The following is a 23,742-nucleotide window of genomic DNA, read 5'->3' as shown; positions in this document are numbered from 1 at the left end:
GGAGATGTGGTGACGCCGCTAACCTTACCTGAACGATCTCAATGTCTTCATGACCTGGCTCGCGCCTCGGCCGAAATAATCATGCAGCTGCACATACTCGCGATACATCCGCTCATAACGGTCGACATTCGCCGCAATCGGGCGGAATGCCATCTCTTGGCGGCGCGTCATGCGCGAAGCCGCCTCGGCGACGGTATCGTAGCCGCCGGCGGCGGAACCTGCCGCGACCGCTCCGAAGATCGCGGACCCCAACGCCGTCGGCTGCGTCGAGGCGGCAATGCGGATCTCGCGGCCGGTGACGTCGGCGTAGATCTGCATGAGCAGCCGGTTGCGCTGAGGCAAGCCGCCGCAGGCGTACAGCTCGTGCACCTCGACGCCTCCCCGCTCGAATTCTTCGATGATGCGGCGCGTGCCGAATGCGGTCGCTTCCAGAAGCGCCCGGTACAGCTCTTCCGGCTTCGTCTGCAGCGTAATCCCGACAATGAGGCCGCTCAAGTCCGCATCGGCCAGAACCGAGCGATTGCCGTTCCACCAGTCGAGCGCCAGCAGGCCGGTTTGACCCGGTTCATAGGCGGCCGCCCGACGCTCCAGCCACTCGTGTACGCTGACGCCCGCCACTTCCGCTTCGCGGTGCACATAGGCGGGTACGCTCTGCTCCACGAACCAGGCGAAGCTGTCCCCTACGGCCGCCTGACCGGCTTCGTAGCCGTACAGGCCGGGGACGATGCCGTCCTTCACGACGCCGCATATCCCGGGCACGAGCTTCTCCTCCTCGGTGAGCAGCAGATGGCACGTCGAGGTACCCATGGCGAGCACCAGCTTGCCCGGCGAGACTACGCCCGTGCCGACGACGCCGGCGTGCGCGTCCACGACGCCGACCGCCACGGCGAGGCCGGGGCGCAGCCCGAGCCGGTCCGCCATTGGCGCGCTGAGCGTCCCAGCCCTGGAGCCGAGCGATGCAACGGCGCCGCGCAGCTTCGTCTCCGCGAGCGGCTCCAGACGCGGATCGAGGGCGCGCAGGAAGCTGCGATCCGGGTAGCCGGTCTGTTCGTGCCAGAGCGCCTTGTAGCCGGCGGCGCAGCTATTGCGGGTCCAATTGCCGGTCAGCATGAACGGAATCCAATCCGAGGCTTCGACGAACCGGTCGGCGTGTTCGAAGACATCCGGCGCTTCCTCCAGCACCTGCCAGATCTTAGGCAGCATCCACTCGGAAGAGATTTTACCGCCATACCGCTGCAGGAACGACTGCCCGCTCTCTTCAGCGTGCCGGTTGATCCGGTTCGCATAATCTTGGGCCGCATGGTGCTTCCACAGCTTCACCCAGCTATGAGGCAGCGCTTGGAAGCGCGGATCGAAGCAGAGCGGAACCCCTTCCTTGTCTACCGGCAGTACGGTATATGCCGTGAAATCAATGCCGATCCCGATTACAGCCGCCGGGTCAATTCCTGCCTGTCGCACCACCTCCGGGACGGAACGAATGAGCACCTCGATATAATCGTTAGGATGCTGCAGCGCCCATTCGGACCCAAGCTTCACTCCGGCCCCCGGCAGAACCTCGTCGATCACCCCATGCGGATATGGGGTTACATGGGAAGCCAGCTCTTCCCCGGTCTCTACGTTCACGAGCAGCGCGCGACCCGATTCGGTCCCGTAGTCGATGCCGATGGCATAACGTGCGGTTGTCAAACGTGTTCCTCCTCTCCTAACTCCAACTTCCTTATTATACATCACAACTTATTTGTACAACGGTCCGAGGCTGGCACAAGCTCGGTAATCGGCACCCACCGGGTCCATGGCCCCGAACGCCGACCACATGCTCGGCCGGAAAATGCGATCGTCCGGAACGTTATGCATACTGACCGGAATTCGGAGCATCGATGCAAGGGTGATCAAGTCCGCTCCGATGTGGCCATAGCTAACCGCGCTATGGTTGGAGCCCCAGTTGTTCATCACCGAGTAGACGTCTGCGAACGCGCCGACGCCGGTCAAATTCGGCACGAACCACGTCGTCGGCCACGAGGGGTTCGTGCGCGCATCGAGCTGGTCGTGCACGTCGTCCGGCAGCTCGACGGTGTAGCCCTCCGCGAGCTGAAGCACAGGTCCGACGCCGCTGATCAAGTTGATCCGCGCCATCGTCACCGGCATGCCGGCGCGGGTCGTGAAGTCGGTCGAGAAGCCTCCGCCGCGGAAGAAATCGACCGCCGGACACCACCGCGTCGCGTCCAGACATTGCTGTGCTTCGGCTTCCGTAATGTCCCAGAAAGGTTTCATCGCCGGTCGGCCGTCGGTGGTCATCCGGCCGGTACCGTCAAGCGACGCCGGACCGGAATTGATGAGGTGAATGACCCCATGCTGCGCGGCGCCTTCCAATGTATGGCCCGTGACCCGCTTAACCGCGTCCGGACTCCAGTATGTACGCACATCGGCGAAGATTTGCGCCGCATTCGTCAGCAGATGCCCGAACAGCATCGTGACCGCATTGAGCGTATCGTTCTCCGTAGCGAGCATGAACGGCTCCCGGACCCCGTTCCAATCGAATGAGCTCGTAAGGATCGCCTCCATGAAATCGCCGTTCGGGAAATGATCCGTCCAGGCCCGCTGTCCTTGGAAGCCTGCCGCGATAGCGTTGCGGCCGAGCGCTTCTTCCCCGTAGCCGAGCCGGGCAAGCGCCGGATTGCCGACCATCAGGTCGCGTGCGATTAGCGCCATCTTCACGACCGTCTCCCAGTCTCGGTCCTTTTGCTCCCTCGTACGCTGCAGGGCAGGCGGGTTCACATCGGCGCCTTCCTTGCAGTTCATCTTAGTCCAGGCTAATGCCCGTTCGTACTCGGCCGGATCGTAGATGCCCTGCTCCATCCGACGGACGAACTCCGTCATATCGACGTATTCGTTCCTGATACCGAGGTAGTTGTGGAAAAACGGTTCGTCGGCAATACAGCCGGCAATGCCCATCGAGACCGAGCCCATCGAAAGGTAAGATTTGCCGCGCATCGTCGCGACGGCGAGTGCGGATTTGGCGAAGCGAAGCAGCTTCTCCCGGACATCGTGCGGGATTGTCGCCGCATCTTCGAAATCCTGCACGTCCCGGCCATAGATGCCGAAGGCTGGAAGCCCCTTCTGATTATGGGCGGCCAATACCGCGGCCAGATACACCGCGCCGGGACGATCCGTACCATTGAAGCCCCAGATTGCCTTCGGAATCGAAGGATCGGTATCCATCGTCTCTAGAGGATAACACCAGGAAGGCGTTACCGTGATCGTCGCGCCGACGCCCGCGCGGGCGAACTTCTCCGCGGCTTGAGCGGCCTCCGCAACGCCGCCTATACACGTATCGGCAATGACGCACTCAACCTGAAGGCCATTCGAATACCGGAGCTCGGATGTCAGCAGCCGGGCCACCGCCTGCGCCATGTCCATCGTAACCTGCTCCAGCGATTCGCGGATCCCGCCACGGCGCCCGTCAACGGTCGGGCGAATGCCAATCTTGGGCATCATGCCGTTCAATCGGTTTGAAAAGGATGAAGTCATAGGATAAAGCCTCCCTTAAAAAAATATTATGTGTTAACGTTTACACATCCAACATCATGGCTGACGCTCGCTCACTCCCCTAACCGAATCTTAAACTGAGGGACGAATATGCGGCTTTCCCTCATCTTCGTCTCATCCGTCAATCGCTTGAGCAGCATTTCAGCCGCCGTTTCCCCGATCAATTCCGGGTTTTGTACGATCACCGACAATCGATGCCGGAATAGCGAAGCGAATTCCAGGTCGCCGAACGACACCACCTCTAAGCTATCCGTTGCGACCCCGAGCTCCTTCATCCCCAGATACAACCCGAACGTCATCTCGTTGTTGGCGGAGAAGACGGCAGTCGGGGGTTCCCGCAACGACAGAAGCGATCGGATCGCCTGTTTGCCGGAGGCGCGTGTGAAATCTCCTTGAACGACCGTATCGCTCGGCATCGGGATGCCTGCCGCTTCAAACGCTTCGACAACGCCCCCGTGTCGTTCGTTCGCGGTTCTGATATGGTTGGGGCCGCCCACGATCCCGATGCGCGTATGCCCTCGCTCCAGCAAGAAAGTGACGGCATCGCTCGCCGGCGACCGGTTGTCCTCCATGACTAGATCGGCCCCGACGCCCGTGATGCTGCGGTCTACTAGCACGAGCGGAATTCCTGCCCCCAATATATGGCGCAGCTGCTCCTTGTTGCCGCCGGTGCCGGCCAGTACGATGCCGTCGACCCGGCTGCTGCGCAGCACGTCGAGCGCCTCCCGCTCCTTCTCGGGATTCTCGTCCGAATCCATGAACAGCACCCGGTACCCTGCGGACAGCAGTTTGCGCTGCAGCGTGCCAGCGATCGCCGTGAAGTACGGATTCGTCATATCCGGTACGATCATGCCGATGCTGCGGGACCGGTCCAGCTTGAGACTGCGGGCGATCGCGTTCGGCTGGTAGTTCAAGGTCTGCACGGTGCTGAGCACCTGCTGCCGGACTTCGTCGCTGACATATCCGGTTCCGTTTAACACCCTCGATACAGTAGCCGTAGATACTCCCGCAACCTTTGCTACATCTTTGATGGTCAGCTTGCGCACCTTGTCCTGAACACCTCCTAACTCTTGCGGTTCAGTTAGTTAAACGTTTACACATCTAACGTAGCACAGGATTCGGAGCCATGCAATCGGAGAAATCGGCTTCCCTCTCCCTATTAAGCAACGATGAGCTTCGTAGAGCAAAAGGCAAGATAATGAAAGTCCCAGGCAAGTTTATCCGCTTTCCTTTCCCAAATAGGTCCAATACCCTCTTTTCCTTCGCTGCATCCGGTTTTACAATGTCGTTTGTTCGTCGTATCATTTGGTTCAACAAATCCATATGTAGTCAAAACGCTGAATTCCGATCCAGGAAGCGGGGGAACCACCGGAACGAGCCGTCGCGGCGGCATCGAATCCATGGGGTGAATCCGAGGCATCCGCCAAGGTAGGGCACTCTCAAGCCCGAATCCGACAGCTAACCTCGCAAGCGTCATTGAGAGAGCCTGACTCGCTCATCCAATTCGCCACGCCCTGCACGCGTTGCGACACGGGAAGCCCGAGAACAGACATTCTCTGTTCGGGCTTCTTTTTTGTTGTACTTGTTACTCGATCTGCCCAATATGATCTGCAAAGGAGCTCCGCCTAATGGTGAAAGCAATCGAAGCGCTGCCTGACTTGAGCCAATCCGACTTAACCCTCTACCGGATCGGTTCAATGAAACTGTTCCTGTTCGATTACGATTGGTTGGAAGGCTTTGCTCCCGGGTCGGGAGAGCGGGGCTACACCGGATTGTTGAGAATGGCGGCCCGGGGTGCGGTCGGCTGGGGCTCGTTCGCTTTGCCCCGCGGAGAACAGCCGCTCGACCTCGTTAAATGGGCAGCGGTCTATACTCCACTCAAGGGCCTCTCCATCCCCGAAGCGTTTCACGTCATTCAAGGCAATCGGCTTTGCTGGGGTACGGTGAGAGGCGATCTGGTTGCCGCAGCGCTTAACGACCTGGCTGACAATATCGAATACCCTCCCGCGCACGACCCCTTCCAGCTGGAGGAGGATGAATGTTTGCGGCGATCGGTTTCGTATTTCTCGTTCTAACGGACCGCGTTCCAAACGAAGAAGCCCCCATCCGAGTACCGGATATGAAGGCTTCCTGTCAGACGTATGCGCCGTTACCTTAACACTTCTCTTAAATAACGACCCGTATGGGAGGCGTCGATCGTCGCGACATGCTCCGGGCTGCCGGTCGCAATTACTTCACCGCCCTTGTCTCCCCCATCGGGCCCGATGTCGATGACCCAATCGCACTCGCGGATGACATCGAGGTTGTGCTCCACGACGATGACCGTATTGCCGGCGTCGACCAGCCGGTTCAGCAAGATGAGCAGCTGCGCGGTATCGCGCGGATGCAGCCCGGTGGACGGCTCGTCCAGCAAATAGAGGGAATGACGCTTCGTCTTCCCGCTCAGCTCTTTGGCCAGCCGGATCCGTTGGCCCTCGCCGCCGGACAACGTTACGATCGACTGGCCCCAATGAAGATAACCGAGGCCCACTTCGTTCAGCAGCGCGATCTGTCCATCCATCTTCGTCCGCCCTTGCAGGAGCGGCAGGCTCTCTTGGACCGTCAGATCGAGCAGCTCGGAGATCGACAGTCCGTTGTAAGTGATGCGCAGCACCTCATCCTGGAACCGCTTGCCGCGGCAAACCGGGCAGCGTACCTCAAGCCCGGGCAGGAAGAACATATCCATCGGTACGACACCGAGCCCTTGGCAGTGCTCGCAGCGCCCGCCCGGAGTGTTGAACGAGAAGTGCTTCGCCGTCAGCCCGGCCTGCTTCGCTTCCGGCAATCCCGCATATAGATTCCGCATCGCGGTGAACACGTCCGTATACGTCGCCACATTGGACCGGCTCATCCTGCCGATCGGAGACTGGTCGACGGTCACGATGTTGTCGATCGCGCCGAAGCCGGTAATGCTCGCGCAGCCGTGGCGCTGCTGCTCGTCACGGCCTCCGGCGGCGACGAGATCGAACAGCAGCGTCGACTTGCCGGAACCGGAGACGCCGGTGAGGGCGACGAGGCAGCCGAGCGGGAACGCTACGTCAATATGCTTCAGATTCCGCTCGTACGCGTCGCGGACTTGGAGCACTTGACCGGTCCCCGGACGTCTCCTTCGACCTTGGGCTGCACCCAAGCGTCGAACATCCTCTTCCCGCAGGAAAGTACCGGTGACCGACTCGGGGTTCGCCATCAATTCCTTCAGCGTCCCTTCCCCGACGACCCTTCCGCCGAAGCTGCCGGCCCCGGGACCCATGTCGATCACGTGGTCTGCAGCGCGCATCATCTCGACATCGTGCTCGATGACGAGCACCGTATTCCCTAGGTCCCGCAGCTGCTGCAGCACTTGAATCAGCCCCGCCGTGTCGCGGGGGTGCAGGCCCGCGGTCGGCTCGTCGAGGATGTACAGCACGCCGGTCAGTCCCGACCCTATGATGGAGGCAAGACGCAGCCGCTGCGCTTCCCCGCCGGACAGCGTGATCGACTGGCGGCTCAGCGACAAGTACCCGAGCCCGACGTCGACAATGCGTCCCGTCCGAACGATCAAATCGTGGAGCAGCGATTCCACTTGCTCTCGGGCGTCCGGCTGCAGCTCGCCCATGAGCCGCTCGAGCCAGAAGAGTGCGTTCTGGAGCGCCCATCCGGAGATGTCGGAGATGGCTGCGCCGCCGACCATGACTTGGCGGATGGCTGCCTTGAGCCGGGCTCCATGGCAGACGGCGCACGTCTCTTCCTGGAACAGCGCCGCTTCCCCCGATTCGCCCCCCTTTTCTTTGTACCGTCTCCAGATTCCGGTTACGACACCTTCATATTTGCCTCCCGATACCGATTTGGGCGGTTTTACGTCGGGATAATGGGCGATAAATGACTCGCTCTCTACGCCATAATAGAGCAAGTCTCGCTGGACGGCGTTGTAATCCTTGAGTGGCACATCCGGATCGAACGTTAGACCGTAGTGATCGGCCGCCGCTTTCATGATGGACACGTTGTACTTGAGCCAAGCGTCGAACCAGATCGTTACGCCGCCTTCATTCAAGCTCTTCTCTTGGTCGAAGACGGCATCCAGATTTAGGCTCACGGTATGGCCGAGGCCATCGCAGCCTTCGCAAGCCCCTTCGGGCGTGTTGTACGAGAAATGCCTGCGCGTGTAGCGCTCCATCGTGCCTTCGCATTGCGGACAACGGACCGATGCATGTCCATCCTCCACCTGATCGTCTCCGACCGCCGAGCTGGCCATCGGATCCGGAGACGGAACGAAGCGGTGGCCGCAATGCGGGCACGGACGCTCGCCCAGCTTTTCATAGATCACACGCAAATAGGTGTGAATATCGGTAACTGTACCAACCGTCGAACGGGGATTCCGGTTCGTGACGTGCTGTCCCACGCTGATCGACGGCGACAAGCCGACGATGGCGTCGACCTTCGGCTTGGCGATCGCATCGGAGGTCATCCCCATCGACTCCATGTATTGCCTTTGGCATTCCCGCTGCAGCGTATCCATCGCCAGCGTAGACTTGCCGGACCCGGACGGGCCCGTCAGGACGACCAGCTTGTGCTTGGGGATACGGAGGGTTACATCTTTCAAGTTGTTTTCCCTGGCGCCTCGAATTTCAATAAAAGGATTCATACACAACTCCTCGGATTCGAATTAATGAACGGACTGTCGCGTCATGCCGTAGTACTCCGGATATACTAGCTTAAACCCATGGTTCTGATAGATCGGAAGGTTACGGACGTCCGCCATTACGATGATCTCCGCATCGGCTGGAGCGTGTTGGTCCAAGTAATTCAGCAGCTCGCGGATTACGACTTCCTTCACCGCGAGATCCTCGTAATCGGGATGAACGAGGACATCGACGAGCTGATAATAACAGCCTCCGTCGCCCACGATTCTTCCCATGCCAATCATCTCGGAACCGTCCTTCCTAACGATTACGGTGAAGATCGAGCGGTTCAAGGCGGTTGTGGCGATTTCGTGTTCTTTGGGCGGCAATCCCGCCGCTATTCTCAAGTTCTGATAGGTCTGGGTGTCCGGTACTTCATGGCGAATATGCATGCTTCAGCTCCTCCTTGTTTTTGTCAGATCGGAAACTTAACCTGCACCCTATACTATACAACATTGATGCAAGTGCTAAAGTTCGAGATAACTAACCTTGCCGGTTGGTGTGAACCTTATCGCGGTGTTCAAAGGTTTTTGTGCAACATTTGCCTTAGCCTCATGCCCCTTGCTATAGTAAAGTATCGCACCGGATTCCACGGAGGTTGAGAGATGCGCTACTACAAACCCCACGAGATCGCGAGGCAGCTGCACATCAGCACGAGCGCTTTGCGCCATTACGAAGCTTGGGGCGTCGTGCCGGCTCCCGAACGGGCCGCCAATGGCTATCGCCTCTACACCGAGGAGCACTTGGCATATTTTCAATGCCTGCGCGCCATGTTCCCGGGCTTCGGCGTCGCACTGACCTGCGATGTGCTTCGCCACATTCAGAACGCCCGGTTGGATGCGGCCTTCTGGCTGGTCAACCGGGAACAAGCGAACCTGCATCGGGACAAGGTCGCCGCAGATCAGACGATGGAGCTGCTGCAGACGCCGGAGCTGCCGGTCCTGCCGAGCCGGAAGCGGATGGCGCACATGACGATCGGAGAAGCGGCTGCCTGCACAGGGGTAACGACATCCTCCATTCGACATTGGGAGAAGGAAGGGCTGCTCACCCCGGAGCGGGACCCCGAAAATGGTTATCGGCGGTTCAGTCCTCTGCACATCCGCCAGATCTTGCTTATCCGCACGCTGCGAGGCACGGTTTACTTCCTGAGCACCATCAAGGAGATCGTGCACGCGGTGGAACACCAAAGTATCGAGCAAGCGAAGAAGCTCACGGAAGACGCCATCCGCACCATTCATGAGCGGAACCGACAACAGTTCCTCGGCGTTCATCGGTTGGTTGAGCTCTGTCAAGTGTTGAAGCTGATGTGAGCAAAACTAAAACGGCCTTAGTCCCATGTAGTTGAGGACCAAGGCCGATTCGTTTAACAGGATAACTTCCCTTCCAGCCGCTCACGTCCGCGATGTGGACCTATCGGAATTTGGATCAAACAAGTCGCATCCGCATCGGCTGCCCGAAACAGCTCATCGCTTAGGCCCGGGTCGAAACCGAGCAGAGGCCGTCCCCCAAAGCCGTGAACACCCGCTGCCAGAAGCAAGCGCTGAACGAGCATGCCTGCCTCCATCTGCTGGATCCGGTAGCCCCGGTAACCCAAGGGTTCAATAAGATGATTACGGTCGCCGGCTACATGGAAGATTAACGGAACCTGGTACAGGCTAATATTACCAAGCGCAACGGCCTTCTGCAGCCAGGGCCGATGATCGCCGGGACGCACTTGCCATAGAGCATGCCGCACCGCATCGTAGCGATACGCACCGTCCGGCACCCCTTCAACCGCATAGAGGCTTACATACAGAAAAACTCGGGGACTTCGCGCCGCCGACTCACGGTCCAAATCGTTTCGATAAGCCCAGGATGCGGTCGCCTCACGCAGCAGTCCAGCCAATTGAACCAGACTGACCTCACGCAGAATATAATCCGCCTCCGGCGAGTACCGCTTCCGGCACACGGCCGCCCAATCGTATGACATTCTATCCACATGCGGCAGCTCGATAGCCTCGGTCTCCTCGAACTGAAAGGTCGGTGAGGTCCGTTCTCCTATCGATCGAAACGACTGCGTACAACTGATCCGGGACGCTTCGTTCATCTCCAGCAGCTTAGGAAACGGAACGATTCGCGCCGAATGCACATACTGCTCGTGCCGGAGCTCTGAGAGCTCCTGCATCAGGTCGCTAGCGGTGACCGTGATCGTGTCTGTTGGTGCATCTAGCGCCCTGTAAATCTCCGCATCGTACGATAACGGGATGACGGCATATACGCTCTCCTCCTGATCACTTAGCCCCAGCAAGTGGTTCACGGCCTGATCCAGGAACTGGTAATGAACGCACGCCTCCTTGAACCCGAACCGCTTTGCCCCTTCCAGCAGCTGCCCGATCAACACGCCGGCGTCCAGCCCTTGCAGGCGGTAGGAGAAATTGTTGTATTTGAAAAAGTTTTTCCAGAAGTAGGCCGAGACGAAAGCAACCGCGCAGCAAGCCGACACTTCGCTCCGATGTCCCAGCGCTCGGTCCAGATAGCTGTCATAGACGCCTTCGCGCAGCAGCACCAAGCGATGGTGGGCCACATCGTAATGATACACCCCATGCGGCGCGCCCTCCAGCTTCAAATACACATACAGCTCGTTCGGATACAGTCCTCCGCCCGATGGGATGAAGCGCCGATACATTTGGTACGGAAACGACGGTTCCTCCTCTTCAAATTCCCCTTCGCCCGTTGGCGCATCCATGGCATATTGGGTTTGGCTGATCTGCGTCAGCCCATAGACATGCCAGAGGAGATGGCCCAGATCCTTCAGCGTTACTTTTACTCGTTCCGACGCCTCATCCCCATACAAGGTCAAAGGCACTTCCGCGCACAGCGGGATAGTCGGGAGCCGGCGATACAGCTTATACGGCAGCGGGGCATCCTCCCAATCCGTCTCCCAGCCCGGTGGTTTGATTTTGTCCGGTTCGAACTGCAAATGATGCAAAAACTCGCGCAGGCTCATCGAATCACCATCGCTCTCAAGGGAATGGATGCGGATGCGCATTGAGCTGCTCGGGCCTAAGCGGCGCATCGGCATACCCCAGCTTCGCCGGCACCTTCAGCACTCGATCCAGTCCGACTAAGCGCGTCATGTGATAGCCGAAGGTCATCGGCAGCATGCCCGGAATGAGCACCTTCACGCATGACAGTCCGTTGCGCTCCATCTCGGGGGTCGTTTGGTCGACTACGATGATGTCCATGCTCAGACTGCGAAACGTGTGCAGCAAATGTTTAAGGTCGTCGGTGAGGTCGGCGTGCCGGGCCCTCGGCCGGTACTGGTCCTTAAACGTTCGCAGGGGACGGTCACCCGCCATCAGGAACTCAAACCGTTCCTCCGCCTCCGGCAAGCTGTAAAGCATGGAGTGATCCTCCATCTGCCTGACCTGATAAGGGTCGTTCAGCATCTCGAGATACGTGCTCCGATTCGCCTCCAATTTCTCGTTGAATGCCATGAGCATCCCCCCGATCTCATGGATCGAGCCTTTCACCGCTCGGATCGGGTCCGGATGGGCGCCTGCCGCGCAAATCACATTCACGCCCCGCTGATTGCGGTTCTTCGCAATCGTCCATACGCTTGGGATGCCGTGCTCCATCGTCGAATCGAACAAATAGACGTCATAGCCCGCAACCGCCCGCAGCCGTTCCAACATGAGCTCCAGCTCCCGATCGTCGGCCGAGTAGGGATCGAGCCGCGGCAGCGGCAGCTTAGCATACCAGGTCATGAGGAACGAATCTCGCTCCACGACCTCCAGGATGCCGTAGAAAATCGCCTCCTCCAATGTGCCGCCCAGGGCGCAGCCGTTGGAGGTCTCGTACACGAATCCTTGACCGCAGCCCGAGTTGTAGTAGGCGAGCTGCTCCGGCACCAGAATCGGGCGCTCCTCCAGGAATGAGTACCCCCAAACCCAGTTGACCTGGCGATCGGGATCGAACGGCTGCAGCGGAAAATCCGGCTTCTCGTACTGCTGCTGGTCATGAACTCCGACGGAGCGGGGATCGAGAGCCTGATCCTCCAGCTCGCGGTAGCTGCCGTACACCATTGTGCGCTTGCCGCGGGGCGACATGCCGCAGTAGCGCTCCAAGCCTTCCAGGATCGCCGTCAGCTCGCTGTCCGCGTAGGAATTCGTTCGACCCGCGCAGCCTTCATCCGCCCCGAACAGGGGCAGATTGACGCTCGAGTCGGCGAAAGGCGCTACGAGGTCCATCATCTTTCCGTTCAGCAAGCCCGTGCGCAAATCCAGATAGTCCCTAGCCAGCACTTGCTTCAGCTCCTCCATCGGACGGCATCGATACCGGTCGGGATTGATCTTGGGGCTTGGCTGGAGCTCGATCCGGGCGTTGTCGGCCGTATCCTCCGGCAGACGGCTGCACAACGTACATTGCGGATCGGGGAGTACCCGATGCAGCGAGCTGCCTAGTGTGTTCAAGTTCATCAGCATCATTCTGGCTTCCGTGCGGACGGGATTGCCCTGCAGGAAGCTTTGGGCTTCCTCCACCAGATAGTGCGCCAGCTGAAGCATCGCGGTACGCGAGCCCCAGGCATCGGAAGCGATTCCGCCTTGCTCGGTGAGGTACTGCTGCAAATCCCATGTCGACGGCCGGTCGTTCCCTGCCATGAACGACCGGGTGTCCGCACACCGGGAACACCCGGCCGTGCCCGGACGGACCAAGGGTCCGACTACGCCTTCGCCCATCCAGACATGACCGCGCAGCCACGGCTTGCCGCTGCTCTGGAACCGCTCTTCCGCCGCTTGCAGCAGACCGGGATCCCATCCATCGCTTAGCACTAGCGACAAATCCGCCGATTCTAAAAAGGCCGACTCCAAATTGGGCTGACGCACGAGCCGGTAGGAAACGGACGAGAGGCTCCACAGGTCGCAAACGAGATCGGCAAGTCGTCCTACGCCAATAACCATAATCTTAGGATTCACGAGATCACCTCCTCGCGAACAGTGACACGGTACGCCCCTGCCAGATTTTCTTTCAGAAATGGCTCTAAAGGCAACTCGTCGATCTGAATACGCTTCTGCTGCCGCTGCAGCACCTGGAGGGCGGAGCGCAGACGATCCGCATAGTCTCCATCGGTGTCAACGCCAATCGCAATCATTCGCTCAGGTTGCTTCTCATCAATATGCAGCCTGGATTGAACTACAGCTTGTGACGGGTGGAACCCCTCTTCCAGCTGCGCTCTCATCACGGCGAGCTGGAGCGCGTTACGAAGCGCCGATGCTGGAGTCAAGCCGACACCGCCGAACCAACTGTCCTGGGATCGAACCCAAAAAACGGGAAAGCCCGCCACGTCTTCTCCTACTCTAATCTCAGGGGTTCCTTGCATTACGCCCAATACCTGCAGGTAATAGTTGCACCGTGCATCCTCAATAGCGTTCAGCCGCGCCAGTGTAACGGTCGGCTTACCGGCTTGCGTCCGGTTGGCGAACAGCTCGGTTAAGCCATGCTGCAATGCCCGGCATACCGCCTCCGCTGCCGTCTCCCCCGTCCCAATACCCGCTAAAACCGATTGAGGGCTTGCCGGCTGATCGTTCTGCTGAGCCAACCGCGAGACGTAAGCCTCAATTCCCGCGAGTCCCGCTTCCCTTCGAGCCTCCTCGTGCGTCATGCCGGCACAGACCAGTTCCGGCAGCAGCGTTGCCGGCCCGGCGGACAACGGATCGGCCGCCTGCGCGCGACAGAGGCATAGCGGAAGCTGCTTCAGCTCGCCTTCCTCCCATAGATGGAGAATCCCCGTCGCCGGCGATGTCAGACGGGCGAGTGCTTGCAGAAGGCCGTTCGAGGGTTGCGTCGAGGAGTTAGGCTCCAGCAGCTTCCCGATCTCCAGCGTTTGGGTGTCGGCTGGCTGACGTTCGCCTTCCAGCGGATGGGGCAGGAAAGCATGCCAGCTTCCCTCCAGCGTCTCCAAGTTCAGCAGAAACAACCGGCCGGGGAGATGGGATTCGGTTACACCCGTCGATGCCTTGAACCATTCCAAGACGATCACATTCGCGAGCAACGCTTGTGCTGTAGAGGACGGTGTATGCAGCTCAGGATCCCTAGTTACGAGGGGCTCGTGAATCCGTCGCCATGCCGATTCCAGGCCATAGTCCGAATCGGGACGCACCAAAGGCCCCGCCATGCCTGTCTGCCGAACGAACAGAGCGGGAAGCAGCACCTTCCGTTCCTCCCGGCATGCCGATTGAACTTCCCATAGCGAATCGAGTTCCTCCGCGTTCGATGCTACATACAAGACCGCATCATACGGAGTAACCAGCTCGCTCCAATTCATCGGCCCGCCCTCGCCCGGGCTTATTAGTTCCACATTCACCACGGGATCGGCGCGGCGCGCTGATGCGGCCAATTCCGACAACCTTTGCCTATTGGTCGTATCCGGGTCCAGGATCAGCACTTGAAAGTGCGGCAATCCGGACTCCAATAAAGCGGCGCAGAGCGACACCAGGAACGGGCCTGAGCCGACCGCCAATACTTTTCCTTGACGGTACGTCTGGAATCGGTAGGCACCAGAGCCGCCGAAGCTGTCCAAAAAGTCGATTTGCTGTTTATACGTCAGGATGAGGCTCTCGTCCAACTGATGCTCCCTATCCTGACTCACATCCCGCACAAACCCATTTCCGTACAGGACGTCCGCGATCTCATGGATTCGTTTCTGGTAAGGCTCCGGCAAATCGTCCGTCAATTCCTCCATCGTATGCTCGCCGTTCAACTCGGGCATTAGGCTTTCGAGCCATTGCTCGATATCTTCGCCCTCCATACGGAAGGAGCCCGTATTATTCCGAAAATATACCCCACCGCGCGGGTCCGGGATAAAAAACGTATCCCCCTTCACTTTCAGACGCACGGATGCTTTCAATGTTCTCGTCCTCCTTTATTCCTCGTGCAGAGGAACCGGTTCTCATTTATGGTTATGTAGGACCTTTTGTCCGTCATGTCAAAAAAACGAACCCCTGCTTCGAAGGAAGCAGGGGTTCTGCAAACTAGCTTAGCGGCAGCGAGCGCAACCGCCGCACCGACCGCCGCCACAGCGGACGCAACTGCAACTGCAGCTGCAGCTGCAACTGCAAGAGCAACTGCAAGAGCAACTGCAAGAGCAACTGCAAGAGCAACTGCAAGAGCAACTGCATCGATTGAAGCAGAAAAAGAAGCAGAAGAAAACGCACAAGCGGTTCGGGTCACCTTGGATTTGGTCCTCGAGTTGGCCTTGATTTAAGGCTTGCGTCATTTCGCTCGCATTGAAATTGCTGACTTTCAGCTTTTGAATATCCTTCTTGAAGTTGGTCATTGTACTAACCTCCGCATGATGTACTGGGCGTATTCCCTTCCATATGCTATGAAAGCGGCTCCGCTAGTGTTACTATTGCGGGAGGTCATTTTGAGGGGAAAATTGCAGGCTCTGTCCGGCTTAGATATGGATTTTATGAAATACATAAGTAAATGCGAGCCAAACGCCGAAACCGATCCCAACGGACGCGAGCAGCGGCAGCCCCTTCTTCAACCCGATCACAGTAGCGGCCAGCATGACCACGGCGGGAATAATTCCCCATAAGACGCTGGTAAGGAATTTGGCGATGTCGTCGGTGCTTTGCTTGGTGTATGCCATCCACGCGATGGAGATCATGCTAGTGATCGGGAACGCCGCAATAAACCCGGCCAGCAGTGTATTCCTCTTGGCGATCGTCGTCACAATGGCGATAAGGATGGCTGAAACCATAATTTTCAAGACGAACATGTCCGACTCTCCTCACCGGTTACTCCAATGTCTTTATGACTCCGTCTCGATACCCGACTATGATTTTCCGGGCCATTTGAATAAATAGCCCGTTATCTACAACGCCCGGGATCGCGTTCAGCCGATGCGTCAATTGTTCCGGATGCTCGATCGTCCCGAATTCGCAGTCCAAAATGTAATTCCCATTATCGGTGATGTACGGACTTCCATCGTGCAGCCTCAAGCCGGCTCGACATCCTAATTGTTCTATCGCGCGTTTGGTCGTCTCGATCCCGAATCGGACCGCTTCTACCGGTAAAGAAAACTGGCCCAGCTGTCGGACTAGCTTGGTTTCGTCCACGATCACAATCAATTGGCGACTTGCCGCGGCGACGATTTTCTCACGAAGCAATGCTCCGCCGCCCCCCTTTATCAAGTTGAACTCCATGTCCACTTCATCCGCGCCATCTATCGTTACATCGATGTAATCCACCTCGGCGAACGGGACCATTGGAATTCCCAACTCGATAGCTAACGCTTCCGACTTTGCGGAGGTTGCGATCGCCTTGATGCGCAGCCCTTCTTTGACTCTAGCGCCCAGCTTTTGAATGGCCCAGAAGGCGGTCGAACCGGTGCCCAAGCCCACCACCATTCCATCTTGTACGTATTCTACGGCGGCTTCCGCTACCCGCTTTTTCATTTCCATCGGTGCTTCCTCCTTTCGTGCCGGCTACCCGAGATTCTCTTTTCTGATTAGTAAATCATACCTTGCTGGGCTTGTCCACCGCCCCCAGTCCGTGGCGGTAATTGCACGGACCAAGTTGAGGTCTGCGAGGTCTGGAAGACTCCCGTCTACTACGCTTCGGTACGCGGCTTCGTCGGATCGCAATTCGGACCCGGCACCAGTCCGAGCGAAGCTAATTTGGTCAAGTAGTAGCATTCTTCGCGCATCATATGGTCCGGGATCAGCGGACTGATGCGGTCCAGCACTTCGGCGGTCAACTGCATCTCTTCCAGCTCGGCCAGGAACCCCACGAACAGCTTCATCTCCAAATTGATATCTTTATGAAATTTCTTGAAAGCGGGAAACTCGCGCAGATGGGTCCGCATGTAGCCGGCCAATTCAATGCTCTTCAGGTACAGATGTTCAAAATGCTTTTCGAATTTCATACTCTTCTGGATCAGATCTTGCTCTACGGGATCCAGACCGCTCGCGATTGACGCGGCGTGGCCTACGGCGTCCAGTAGCCACAAGAAATCGTGATGGATCGCGTTGAACTGGGGAACAGGCTTCCCCGCCACGAGGTCCGTTAAGATCCGCAAATATTCCTCCAGCTCATTGACCATGTGATTGAAAAAAGTCGGCGGCAAACCGACCGCGACTTTACCGAACAGCAGTCTCTGGAGAAGATCGAGCTTGAATTTACGAAGCTCGGTCGTTAAGGGGAGCGCCTGCTGGCTGATCGGACCTGCTTCCGCCTCGGTGGAAGCCTTCCTGGCACGATCCAGCAGCTGGTCGAAGCTGACGATAAACTGTTGGGCGGTGTGAATCGCTTGGGTCTCCTTAGGTGATAGCGAATTGAAGATGAACCTGCTGTGGTCCCCCAAAATTTGCAGCCAAAAGCGATGCTCGAACAAGGCCGATGAAGCCAAATCAATCTCCTCCCGAGTTCCATAATGGCCTTTCTCCACTCCCAAGGTATGAACCCGAAGCATCGTTTAGTACGACAGCCATTCGTCCGCATTCGACATAATTGGGGCAATTGACCCGGAACCCGGGGGCGAAATGGGCCTGTCACCTTCAACCGTCATGTGCTACCCTATAGGAAGTTTTTAGGGAGGTGAGCTGCGATTCCAATCATGATCATGCGGGTCCGAAACGGAATCCGAAGTCGGCTGGAGGGCGCCATCGGGGCCGTTCGCGCGTGGATCAAGCGGTATCCGGCCATATCCCGTGTATACGGGGTGTGGATGTGGATATCGCTTCTATCTTTTGCCGTCAGCCTGTTCCTGTCCGAAGATTCCCGCAAGATGTTCGTCCAATATTTATGGTCGTTCTATGTGCTGCTGCAATTCTGGGCCCTCTGCCGCAGCAAGACGCTGCCCTGGAAGCAGGTGGCTCTGTTCGTCCTGGCCGGCGCCCTTCTCGTGACCCCGTTCACGGCATGGACGGTTCAGGCGTTCCATTCGATATTCGGAGGCAGAACTTCCGACATATGGTCGGTGGCCGGCATCACACCGATCTTCGAAGAGCTGTGGAAGCTGCTCCCGCTAGGCTTGTTTCTGGTCTTCTCCCGACGCGCCACGGCGCTCAGCTTGAGCGATTTTACCCTCTTGGGGGCTGCGACCGGGGTAGGCTTTCAATTCATGGAGGAGCTGTCACGCCGCTGGATCAACTCGGGGGCGATCGCGGACCGGTACGGTTACAGCTACACGATGCTCGGAGGCGAGACGATTCATTGGGACTTCTTCACCCTGTTCCCCGGCTACTTCGAGCCGAGTTTCGGCTCCGATATGATGAGCGTGAGCCATCCTGTGCACACCGCCTTCATCGCCCTCGCGCTCGGGTATGCGTTTCGTTTCCGGAAGTCATGGTCGCGCTGGGGATACATGTTCCCCGGGATCGTGCTGCTGTGGGCGATTCTGAACCATGCGGCTTACAACGGCAACTACCGGATGCCCGAGTGGATCATGACGCTCTACGACTGGACAGGAAGCGGCTACACGACCAAAGGGACGTTCCTAGCGGTGCTGCTCCTCGCGCTTTTCCTTGATTATGCGGCGTTGAATAAAGTGCGTACCCGTCTGCCTGCGCTTGCCGGCGAATCGCTTTTGAATCCATTCACCGAATTGTGGCGGCTGTGCCGGACGCTGGTTGCGGATCGAGCCCGGTTCGGGCCGCTGCTCGTGTTTCTTCGGGAACGCCGTCAGCTTGGGTTTGCGCTTCAATACGGCAATCATGAAGCATTGGACCACGTAGCGCCGATTGAGCCGAACGTGCGCCAATTGGCCAAAGGCCTTACGGTACTCGGACTAGTGATCTTCGGCGCGCTATTCGCTTCGGCGATGACCGCATATATGGATGCATCTGCAGCCTCTTGCTTCGCCTGCTTATTCGATTCCCTGCAAAATTGGTGGGATCGGTTGAACGGCTTCGAGCAAGCGGCGATCGTCCTCGGTGCGTTCGGACTTGCGCTCTTGTTCGTCGGCTTCTGGCCGGCCTTGGGGTTCGCCTTGACGGGAATGGGCGTCGCTGGAAGCGGGCATGAGATCGCCGGGTATATCCGCGACCCGAAGAAGCTCTTAAGCCCGGAGAATGCGCTCGCCGTCGGGATCGGTATTGTGCTGAGCCGTATTCCGTTCGGCCGCGGGCTCAAGTCGCTGATCGACAAGGTTGGGCCTCGTGCGAGGAAGGCGCTGGAGTCGCTCGCCGAGAAATGGGGGCGGAAAAAGAAGCCAGGCTCCGACACAGTCGAGACGCCGCCCCGGAAGAGCGATCCTGTGCCGGAACCGAAACCGAAGCCGGAGCCGAAGCCGAAGCCGGAGGAGAAGCCGGAAAACAAGCCGGAGGAGAAGCCCGACGATCAGCCCGATAGCAATACTCCTGCCCCGAGATATTCCGGTGAGCTCGTGCAGGTGAACAAGCCTGATCCGGCCGCCGATGCATTGGCGGAGCGGCTGGGCGGCCAGTCCCGGGTCAAGTTCGCGAACGACCCGGCCGCCCGCGAGTTCGACGCCATCAGCGACAACTATGTCGCCCAGACGAAGCCCGCACTGCAGCAGATCAACAAAAGCGTGCGGGATCAAATGAAGGCAACGTTCGAAGCCGCACAGCAAACGGGCAAAAAGGTTTATTACCATTTCGAAGGCGAGCCGGCCCAATCGGTTATTGACAAGTTGCACGATTACAGCCAAAGATATGGAATAGAGGTCAAGATCGACACCGAACCACTACTCTAAGAAAGGGGAATCCAAATGATCGAATATCATGGATGGATTACGATACAAGAATCGGCGTCTGAGGCCGATGCGGGAAATTTGGAGGGCGCGGTCCGCGCCATTCGGGATCAGATTGGTGCGCTTGGCTGGAACAGCGGCCTGCTTCAGCTGCAAGCCTCGAACGGTACGTATTTCCTGAATATCGGAGGGGTTGCGAACCGCAGGAACCAGGAAATCGAAGACATTCATTCTTTGCTCGGCTATATAGGCCGTATAGCCCCCGGCTCGTATGGGCTGCTCTATGTCCGGGACGACGAGCACCCGGCGGAACTCCATAATGAATTCCGGGTTTTTGTGATGGCACGGGGGCGGATCAGCGAGCAAGGCGACTCTTTATTGTCGCCTTGCATTCCGGTAATAGAGGACGAAGCGGACTAAGACGCTCAGATCAAGGCTTGGCCAATTCGTGGATATCCTTGACCCCGATAATGGAACGGTCATATCCCCTCTGGACGATGTGAATCATGGCGAGGCCCAGCTCCCGCAAGCTGTTGATCCGATTCGGCAGGAACAGCTTGACCGCCGGGTACAGCCAGGAGATATAGGCATAATAGCGATGCGTGTTCTTCAGGCCCGGGGTCGGGTGAAGATAACCGGGGCGGAACATGTACGCGTGCTTGAACGGCATCGACAGCAGCTTGTTTTCCGTTCTGCCCTTGACACGCGCCCACATGCTGCGTCCCTGCTCGCTGCTGTCGGTGCCGCTTCCGCTGACGTAGCAGAATACCATATTCGGATTGATTCGAGTGAGTACCTCGGCCACATGAATCGTGTAGTCGTATGTAATTTTCGTGTATTCCTCCTCCTGCATCCCGACGGAGGACACTCCTAGACAGAAGAAGCAGGCGTCATAGCCCGGCAGCTCCCGATCGAACAAATTCCAATCCTCCAGAGTCTCGTGGACCACCTCGATAAGTTTGGGGTGGAAGAATTTGAGAGACCTGCGGTTCAAGATCAGCACTTCTTCCACATCGGGATGGTTCAGGCATTCATGCAGCACTCCCTCCCCTACCATACCGGTTGAGCCGGTCACGATTATTCGAAGCTTGGACATGCGTCTGGACCTCCTGTTCCTCTTAACCGCTCCAATAAATAGTTCTATTTCCAATTATAAGAGAGCTCGCCGATAGACGGCAAGCTCTCTTTTACTGTCAACCCACTAACGGAAATGCGCGGGGAACTGGGCGACGATCGGTTTCGTCATCATATCGGCCATGATCAACGCTTCCTTCTCGATTTGATCGAACAAGGCGATCGATTGGGCATAATCTTTGCCGATCATGGTTACGGCTTCCGCCTTAGTTAGGGCCAGATGGTGATAGAACATCTTGCGGAATGCTTCCTTAGGAAAATACGGATTCGCACTCGCTAGAAAATTCGTAACGTCATCGGCGTTGGCATACCATTTCTTCTCCAGCGCATTCACTTGACTCTGATTTCCGGCTACCGCCGCTTTCACCAAATCCGCTGCAATGACGAGATGATCCCGAATTAATTGTTCGAACTTTTTGGCGGCCTCATCGCCATAAAAGGGGCGGATCGCATTCCCCATATCGGTTGCGTTCCGCAGCAGACGAGACAAAGTGACAGAGACATCGGGCAATTGGAACACTATACTCACGATAGCAAGACGCGTCCAGAAGACGTGCTGTTCCCATAGCTCCCGCAGCGTCTTGCTCAGCTCATCTTCATGTTTGCTGATGCATCCAGAATGGATGCTCATTGTATGAGAGCCGGGATTGCCGTATGAATCGGGTCTGAAATCGTTCCGAGGCAGCACCGGATAATAGTACCAGCTCTCTGAATAAGAATACATGCGGACATTCACTCCTTAGCCAAATTTGCTGCCAATATATTCAAGTCTGGGCGTTTGGGTGAATGGGGGTATCCATTTCTTCACTGAGGCTGAATCAGCTGCATCTCTCTAGCTATCTTGACCGCTTTCGTCCGGCGATTCACATTCAGTTTGCTGAAAATATTGCGGGAATGCACCTTCACCGTTCCCACGGTCATGCTTAAGCTGGCGGCAATTTCATGATTCGTCATCCCCTCGGCCATCCGCAGCAGGACATCCCGCTCCCGGTCGGTAAGCGGCTCGAGATAGACCGGAAGGTCCTGTTCGACATGACCCGCGGCTGCGGATTGCTCCTGGGCGTCCAGCGCATCGGTCCGGACCGAACGCTGCAGCTGAGTCAAGTAGATCAGCTGCCGGGCCATGCCATGGATGGACAAGAGACTCTCCTCGCTGAACACATTGGCGGCCAAGCCGTTTTCCAAGTAGATTAAGCCGCGAATGCCGGTCGGAGTCGAGATCGGCAAGCAGCAGACCGAGCGGCAGCCATGCCGGCGAACATAATCGTCATGGACGAACAATCCTTCACGTGCTGCGTCTCCCAGGAGGACCAGCTCTCGGCTCATGAAAGCGAAGGAGGCGATGACCGGCGACAGCCGGTCGCATCGGTCCACACGGACCGAATCGGGGATCAGAACGCGGTCCGCATCCATATACATTTCGCGATACAGCTCCCCATCGCGCTCGCAGAGGAGCGAGCCGGTCTGCGCGCCGGTCGCTTGCACGATCCGGGTCATCATCGTGCGATGAAGCTGGATCAGCTCCTCCTCGCCGGAGACAACGTCCTTCGAGCGAAGCGTCGGCTCCGATGGTATGGCGGCCCGATCGTCCGATTGGGCTTCCCCGGTCCATCCCCTTATTTCGCCGGGTTGTCCGCCATCGGCTGCTGCCCTTATTCGCTTCGAATGATCCCCTCCATTTATCTCTTCATCCGCATGGGCCGTTGTGGGATCACCGCTATGGGTCCAGCGGATCGCCTCCTGCGAGTTCTGCTCCAGCAGAGGGCGATAGGCGGCGCGCAGATGGGCCGCTTTCGCCTGAGCCCCCCACTGTCCGTATAATCGGATCGCCTCTTCCGCATAGTGCCGGGCAGCGGCCGTCTCCCCGTAGAACTCGCAGCCTGCTGCCGCATGCTCGGATGCAATCGCTTCGACTTGGATATCCTGATGCGTTCGGGCGCTTTCGACCGCTCGGCGGAACAAGGCGAGGGCTTGTTCCCGGCGTCCGCGGAGGCGCGCGCTCTCAGCTGCAACCGTCAAATACCGCGATTCGAAATTGGCGGGGCAATGCGCAGCCAGCCGGGCGAGATACCGTTCATTCCGGCGAAGCTTCCTCCCCCAGCGCAATCGATCCAGGGTCGCCATCCCATTCCATGCGGCAGCGATCGACAGGGACCAGAAGAACAGATGATTCGGGTAGCCCAGTCCGTTGATGGGCGGATACAGCTTGGCGGACAGCTCCGCCGTGCGGATCGCTTCCCGGTAGTGGCCGAAAAAATAGTAGAGCCGGGCCTTCAGCGCGTAATAGATGTAACGGTACATCGCGCTGGACGGATCCCGTTCCGAACGGCGAATGTCCGTCTCGTTCTCGAACTTCCCCCCGCTTAGCGAGAACAGGTCCCCCGAGACCCCCTTCAAATTTAACCCATACTGCCGATAAATGCCGATGAATTCGCTGAGCAGCGGATACATGACCTTCAGCAGCTCGACTTGTGCAGGCACCCACTCTATGAGTGCGTCCAAAGGCTCGTACATGGCATAATAGGTCGCCAAACTCCCGATGCAGTAACCGATATAGGCCCCGTTCCCCGAATCTAGGTTATGACCGATGGCCTTCTCCAGAATAGGGCGGCATTCCCGGGCAGGCAAGCCCCAGACCAACAGCGACGAGCCGTAAATGCTGTACGT

The 23,742-nt window shown here is 58.0% G+C and carries 19 protein-coding genes and 1 riboswitch; of the genes, 5 read left to right on the top strand and 14 right to left on the bottom strand.

Translation table 11 applies throughout. The features are described 5' to 3' along the window. Positions 1-24 precede the first annotated feature (24 nt). The 3 genes from ACI5FR_RS07145 to ACI5FR_RS07135 all read right to left on the bottom strand — a co-directional run bounded on the left by ACI5FR_RS07145 (position 25) and on the right by ACI5FR_RS07135 (position 4,592). Positions 25-1,728: a ribulokinase gene (locus ACI5FR_RS07145; protein ID WP_405452290.1), complete on the bottom strand. Its 1,704-nt coding sequence runs from the start codon at positions 1,726-1,728 to the stop codon at positions 25-27. A 6-nt stretch (positions 1,729-1,734) separates the two neighbouring features. Continuing rightward, the gene (locus ACI5FR_RS07140) at positions 1,735-3,528 is read right to left on the bottom strand and encodes an L-fucose isomerase (protein WP_405452288.1); all 1,794 of its coding nucleotides are present in this window, start codon (positions 3,526-3,528) and stop codon (positions 1,735-1,737) included. Positions 3,529-3,599: 71 nt separating this feature from the next. Continuing rightward, positions 3,600-4,592, bottom strand: coding sequence for a LacI family DNA-binding transcriptional regulator (locus ACI5FR_RS07135; RefSeq protein ID WP_405452285.1), 993 nt, complete (start codon positions 4,590-4,592; stop codon positions 3,600-3,602). Between the two features lie 279 nt (positions 4,593-4,871). Continuing rightward, positions 4,872-5,034, top strand: a riboswitch (cyclic di-AMP (ydaO/yuaA leader). Positions 5,035-5,174: 140 nt separating this feature from the next. Here ACI5FR_RS07135 and ACI5FR_RS07130 point away from each other — a divergent pair. Further along, positions 5,175-5,621: a hypothetical protein gene (locus ACI5FR_RS07130; protein WP_405452282.1), complete on the top strand. Its 447-nt coding sequence runs from the start codon at positions 5,175-5,177 to the stop codon at positions 5,619-5,621. A 74-nt stretch (positions 5,622-5,695) separates the two neighbouring features. Here the strand turns inward: ACI5FR_RS07130 and uvrA are convergent, their stop codons facing one another. Together uvrA and ACI5FR_RS07120 are read right to left on the bottom strand one after the other, a co-directional pair. Continuing rightward, on the bottom strand, positions 5,696-8,206 hold the full coding sequence (gene uvrA, locus ACI5FR_RS07125; protein WP_405452279.1) for an excinuclease ABC subunit UvrA: 2,511 nt from the start codon (positions 8,204-8,206) through the stop codon (positions 5,696-5,698). A 21-nt stretch (positions 8,207-8,227) separates the two neighbouring features. Beyond that, complete coding sequence (locus tag ACI5FR_RS07120; protein ID WP_405452276.1) at positions 8,228-8,635, bottom strand: GNAT family N-acetyltransferase; 408 nt, start codon at positions 8,633-8,635, stop codon at positions 8,228-8,230. Positions 8,636-8,848: 213 nt separating this feature from the next. Here ACI5FR_RS07120 and ACI5FR_RS07115 point away from each other — a divergent pair, with 213 nt between their 5' ends. After that, positions 8,849-9,553: a TioE family transcriptional regulator gene (locus tag ACI5FR_RS07115; RefSeq protein ID WP_405452273.1), complete on the top strand. Its 705-nt coding sequence runs from the start codon at positions 8,849-8,851 to the stop codon at positions 9,551-9,553. Positions 9,554-9,606: 53 nt separating this feature from the next. Here ACI5FR_RS07115 and ACI5FR_RS07110 read toward each other — a convergent pair whose 3' ends face one another. From ACI5FR_RS07110 to ACI5FR_RS07100, 3 genes are read right to left on the bottom strand one after another with little or no spacing between them, the layout of a single operon-like run. Next, positions 9,607-11,229 carry a SagB family peptide dehydrogenase gene (locus ACI5FR_RS07110; protein WP_405452953.1) on the bottom strand — a complete coding sequence of 541 codons (1,623 nt, stop codon included), beginning with the start codon at positions 11,227-11,229 and terminating at the stop codon, positions 9,607-9,609. A 16-nt stretch (positions 11,230-11,245) separates the two neighbouring features. Continuing rightward, entirely contained in the window at positions 11,246-13,198 is a 1,953-nt protein-coding gene (locus ACI5FR_RS07105; RefSeq protein ID WP_405452270.1) for a TOMM precursor leader peptide-binding protein, read from the bottom strand. Then, the gene (locus tag ACI5FR_RS07100; protein ID WP_405452267.1) at positions 13,195-15,129 is read right to left on the bottom strand and encodes a putative thiazole-containing bacteriocin maturation protein; all 1,935 of its coding nucleotides are present in this window, start codon (positions 15,127-15,129) and stop codon (positions 13,195-13,197) included. The genes ACI5FR_RS07105 and ACI5FR_RS07100 overlap by 4 nt, the downstream gene beginning before the upstream one ends. A gap of 75 nt (positions 15,130-15,204) precedes the next feature. On the opposite strand from ACI5FR_RS07100, the gene ACI5FR_RS07095 reads away from it, so the two are divergent. Beyond that, positions 15,205-15,486 carry a hypothetical protein gene (locus tag ACI5FR_RS07095; RefSeq protein ID WP_405452264.1) on the top strand — a complete coding sequence of 94 codons (282 nt, stop codon included), beginning with the start codon at positions 15,205-15,207 and terminating at the stop codon, positions 15,484-15,486. 192 nt (positions 15,487-15,678) lie between these two features. On the opposite strand, the gene ACI5FR_RS07090 is transcribed toward ACI5FR_RS07095, so the two are convergent. From ACI5FR_RS07090 to ACI5FR_RS07080, 3 genes are all read right to left on the bottom strand, one after another. Further along, complete coding sequence (locus ACI5FR_RS07090) at positions 15,679-16,005, bottom strand: DUF3147 family protein (RefSeq protein WP_405452261.1); 327 nt, start codon at positions 16,003-16,005, stop codon at positions 15,679-15,681. A gap of 19 nt (positions 16,006-16,024) precedes the next feature. Then, on the bottom strand, positions 16,025-16,690 hold the full coding sequence (rpiA, locus tag ACI5FR_RS07085; protein ID WP_405452258.1) for a ribose-5-phosphate isomerase RpiA: 666 nt from the start codon (positions 16,688-16,690) through the stop codon (positions 16,025-16,027). Positions 16,691-16,839: 149 nt separating this feature from the next. Beyond that, positions 16,840-17,637 (bottom strand): DUF2935 domain-containing protein, encoded by a 798-nt coding sequence (locus ACI5FR_RS07080; RefSeq protein WP_405452256.1) that lies wholly within the window; start codon positions 17,635-17,637, stop codon positions 16,840-16,842. Between the two features lie 207 nt (positions 17,638-17,844). Here ACI5FR_RS07080 and ACI5FR_RS07075 point away from each other — a divergent pair, with 207 nt between their 5' ends. Beyond that, positions 17,845-19,944 carry a restriction endonuclease fold toxin gene (locus tag ACI5FR_RS07075; RefSeq protein WP_405452254.1) on the top strand — a complete coding sequence of 700 codons (2,100 nt, stop codon included), beginning with the start codon at positions 17,845-17,847 and terminating at the stop codon, positions 19,942-19,944. A 15-nt stretch (positions 19,945-19,959) separates the two neighbouring features. Beyond that, positions 19,960-20,361 carry an Imm7 family immunity protein gene (locus ACI5FR_RS07070; RefSeq protein ID WP_405452251.1) on the top strand — a complete coding sequence of 134 codons (402 nt, stop codon included), beginning with the start codon at positions 19,960-19,962 and terminating at the stop codon, positions 20,359-20,361. A gap of 10 nt (positions 20,362-20,371) precedes the next feature. On the opposite strand, the gene ACI5FR_RS07065 is transcribed toward ACI5FR_RS07070, so the two are convergent. From ACI5FR_RS07065 to ACI5FR_RS07055, 3 genes are all read right to left on the bottom strand, one after another. Then, on the bottom strand, positions 20,372-21,037 hold the full coding sequence (locus ACI5FR_RS07065; protein ID WP_405452249.1) for an NAD-dependent epimerase/dehydratase family protein: 666 nt from the start codon (positions 21,035-21,037) through the stop codon (positions 20,372-20,374). Between the two features lie 105 nt (positions 21,038-21,142). After that, positions 21,143-21,799, bottom strand: a complete 657-nt coding sequence (locus tag ACI5FR_RS07060) for an acetylglutamate kinase (RefSeq protein WP_405452246.1) — start codon at positions 21,797-21,799, stop codon at positions 21,143-21,145. Between the two features lie 80 nt (positions 21,800-21,879). Continuing rightward, a partial coding sequence (locus tag ACI5FR_RS07055; protein WP_405452244.1) for a helix-turn-helix transcriptional regulator occupies positions 21,880-23,742 on the bottom strand: 1,863 nt, incomplete at its 5' end.

This window comes from Paenibacillus sp. HJGM_3, assembly GCF_045062745.1.
GTDB lineage: Bacteria > Bacillota > Bacilli > Paenibacillales > NBRC-103111 > Paenibacillus_AA.
The sequence above is the reverse complement of the archived record's forward strand: the minus strand, read 5'-3'. Positions and strand labels throughout refer to the sequence as shown.

What these genes read in the sequence shown, in the direction of transcription:
- ACI5FR_RS07145 (WP_405452290.1), bottom strand. Translation starts at nt 1,728, where the DNA reads ATGTATAATAAGGAAGTTGGAGTTAGGAGAGGAGGAACACGTTTGACA.
- ACI5FR_RS07140 (WP_405452288.1), bottom strand. Translation starts at nt 3,528, where the DNA reads ATGACTTCATCCTTTTCAAACCGATTGAACGGCATGATGCCCAAGATT.
- ACI5FR_RS07130 (WP_405452282.1), top strand. Translation starts at nt 5,175, where the DNA reads ATGGTGAAAGCAATCGAAGCGCTGCCTGACTTGAGCCAATCCGACTTA.
- uvrA (WP_405452279.1), bottom strand. Translation starts at nt 8,206, where the DNA reads ATGAATCCTTTTATTGAAATTCGAGGCGCCAGGGAAAACAACTTGAAA.
- ACI5FR_RS07120 (WP_405452276.1), bottom strand. Translation starts at nt 8,635, where the DNA reads ATGCATATTCGCCATGAAGTACCGGACACCCAGACCTATCAGAACTTG.
- ACI5FR_RS07115 (WP_405452273.1), top strand. Translation starts at nt 8,849, where the DNA reads ATGCGCTACTACAAACCCCACGAGATCGCGAGGCAGCTGCACATCAGC.
- ACI5FR_RS07110 (WP_405452953.1), bottom strand. Translation starts at nt 11,229, where the DNA reads ATGAGCCTGCGCGAGTTTTTGCATCATTTGCAGTTCGAACCGGACAAA.
- ACI5FR_RS07095 (WP_405452264.1), top strand. Translation starts at nt 15,205, where the DNA reads ATGTCAAAAAAACGAACCCCTGCTTCGAAGGAAGCAGGGGTTCTGCAA.
- ACI5FR_RS07090 (WP_405452261.1), bottom strand. Translation starts at nt 16,005, where the DNA reads ATGTTCGTCTTGAAAATTATGGTTTCAGCCATCCTTATCGCCATTGTG.
- rpiA (WP_405452258.1), bottom strand. Translation starts at nt 16,690, where the DNA reads ATGGAAATGAAAAAGCGGGTAGCGGAAGCCGCCGTAGAATACGTACAA.
- ACI5FR_RS07075 (WP_405452254.1), top strand. Translation starts at nt 17,845, where the DNA reads ATGATCATGCGGGTCCGAAACGGAATCCGAAGTCGGCTGGAGGGCGCC.
- ACI5FR_RS07070 (WP_405452251.1), top strand. Translation starts at nt 19,960, where the DNA reads ATGATCGAATATCATGGATGGATTACGATACAAGAATCGGCGTCTGAG.
- ACI5FR_RS07065 (WP_405452249.1), bottom strand. Translation starts at nt 21,037, where the DNA reads ATGTCCAAGCTTCGAATAATCGTGACCGGCTCAACCGGTATGGTAGGG.
- ACI5FR_RS07060 (WP_405452246.1), bottom strand. Translation starts at nt 21,799, where the DNA reads ATGTATTCTTATTCAGAGAGCTGGTACTATTATCCGGTGCTGCCTCGG.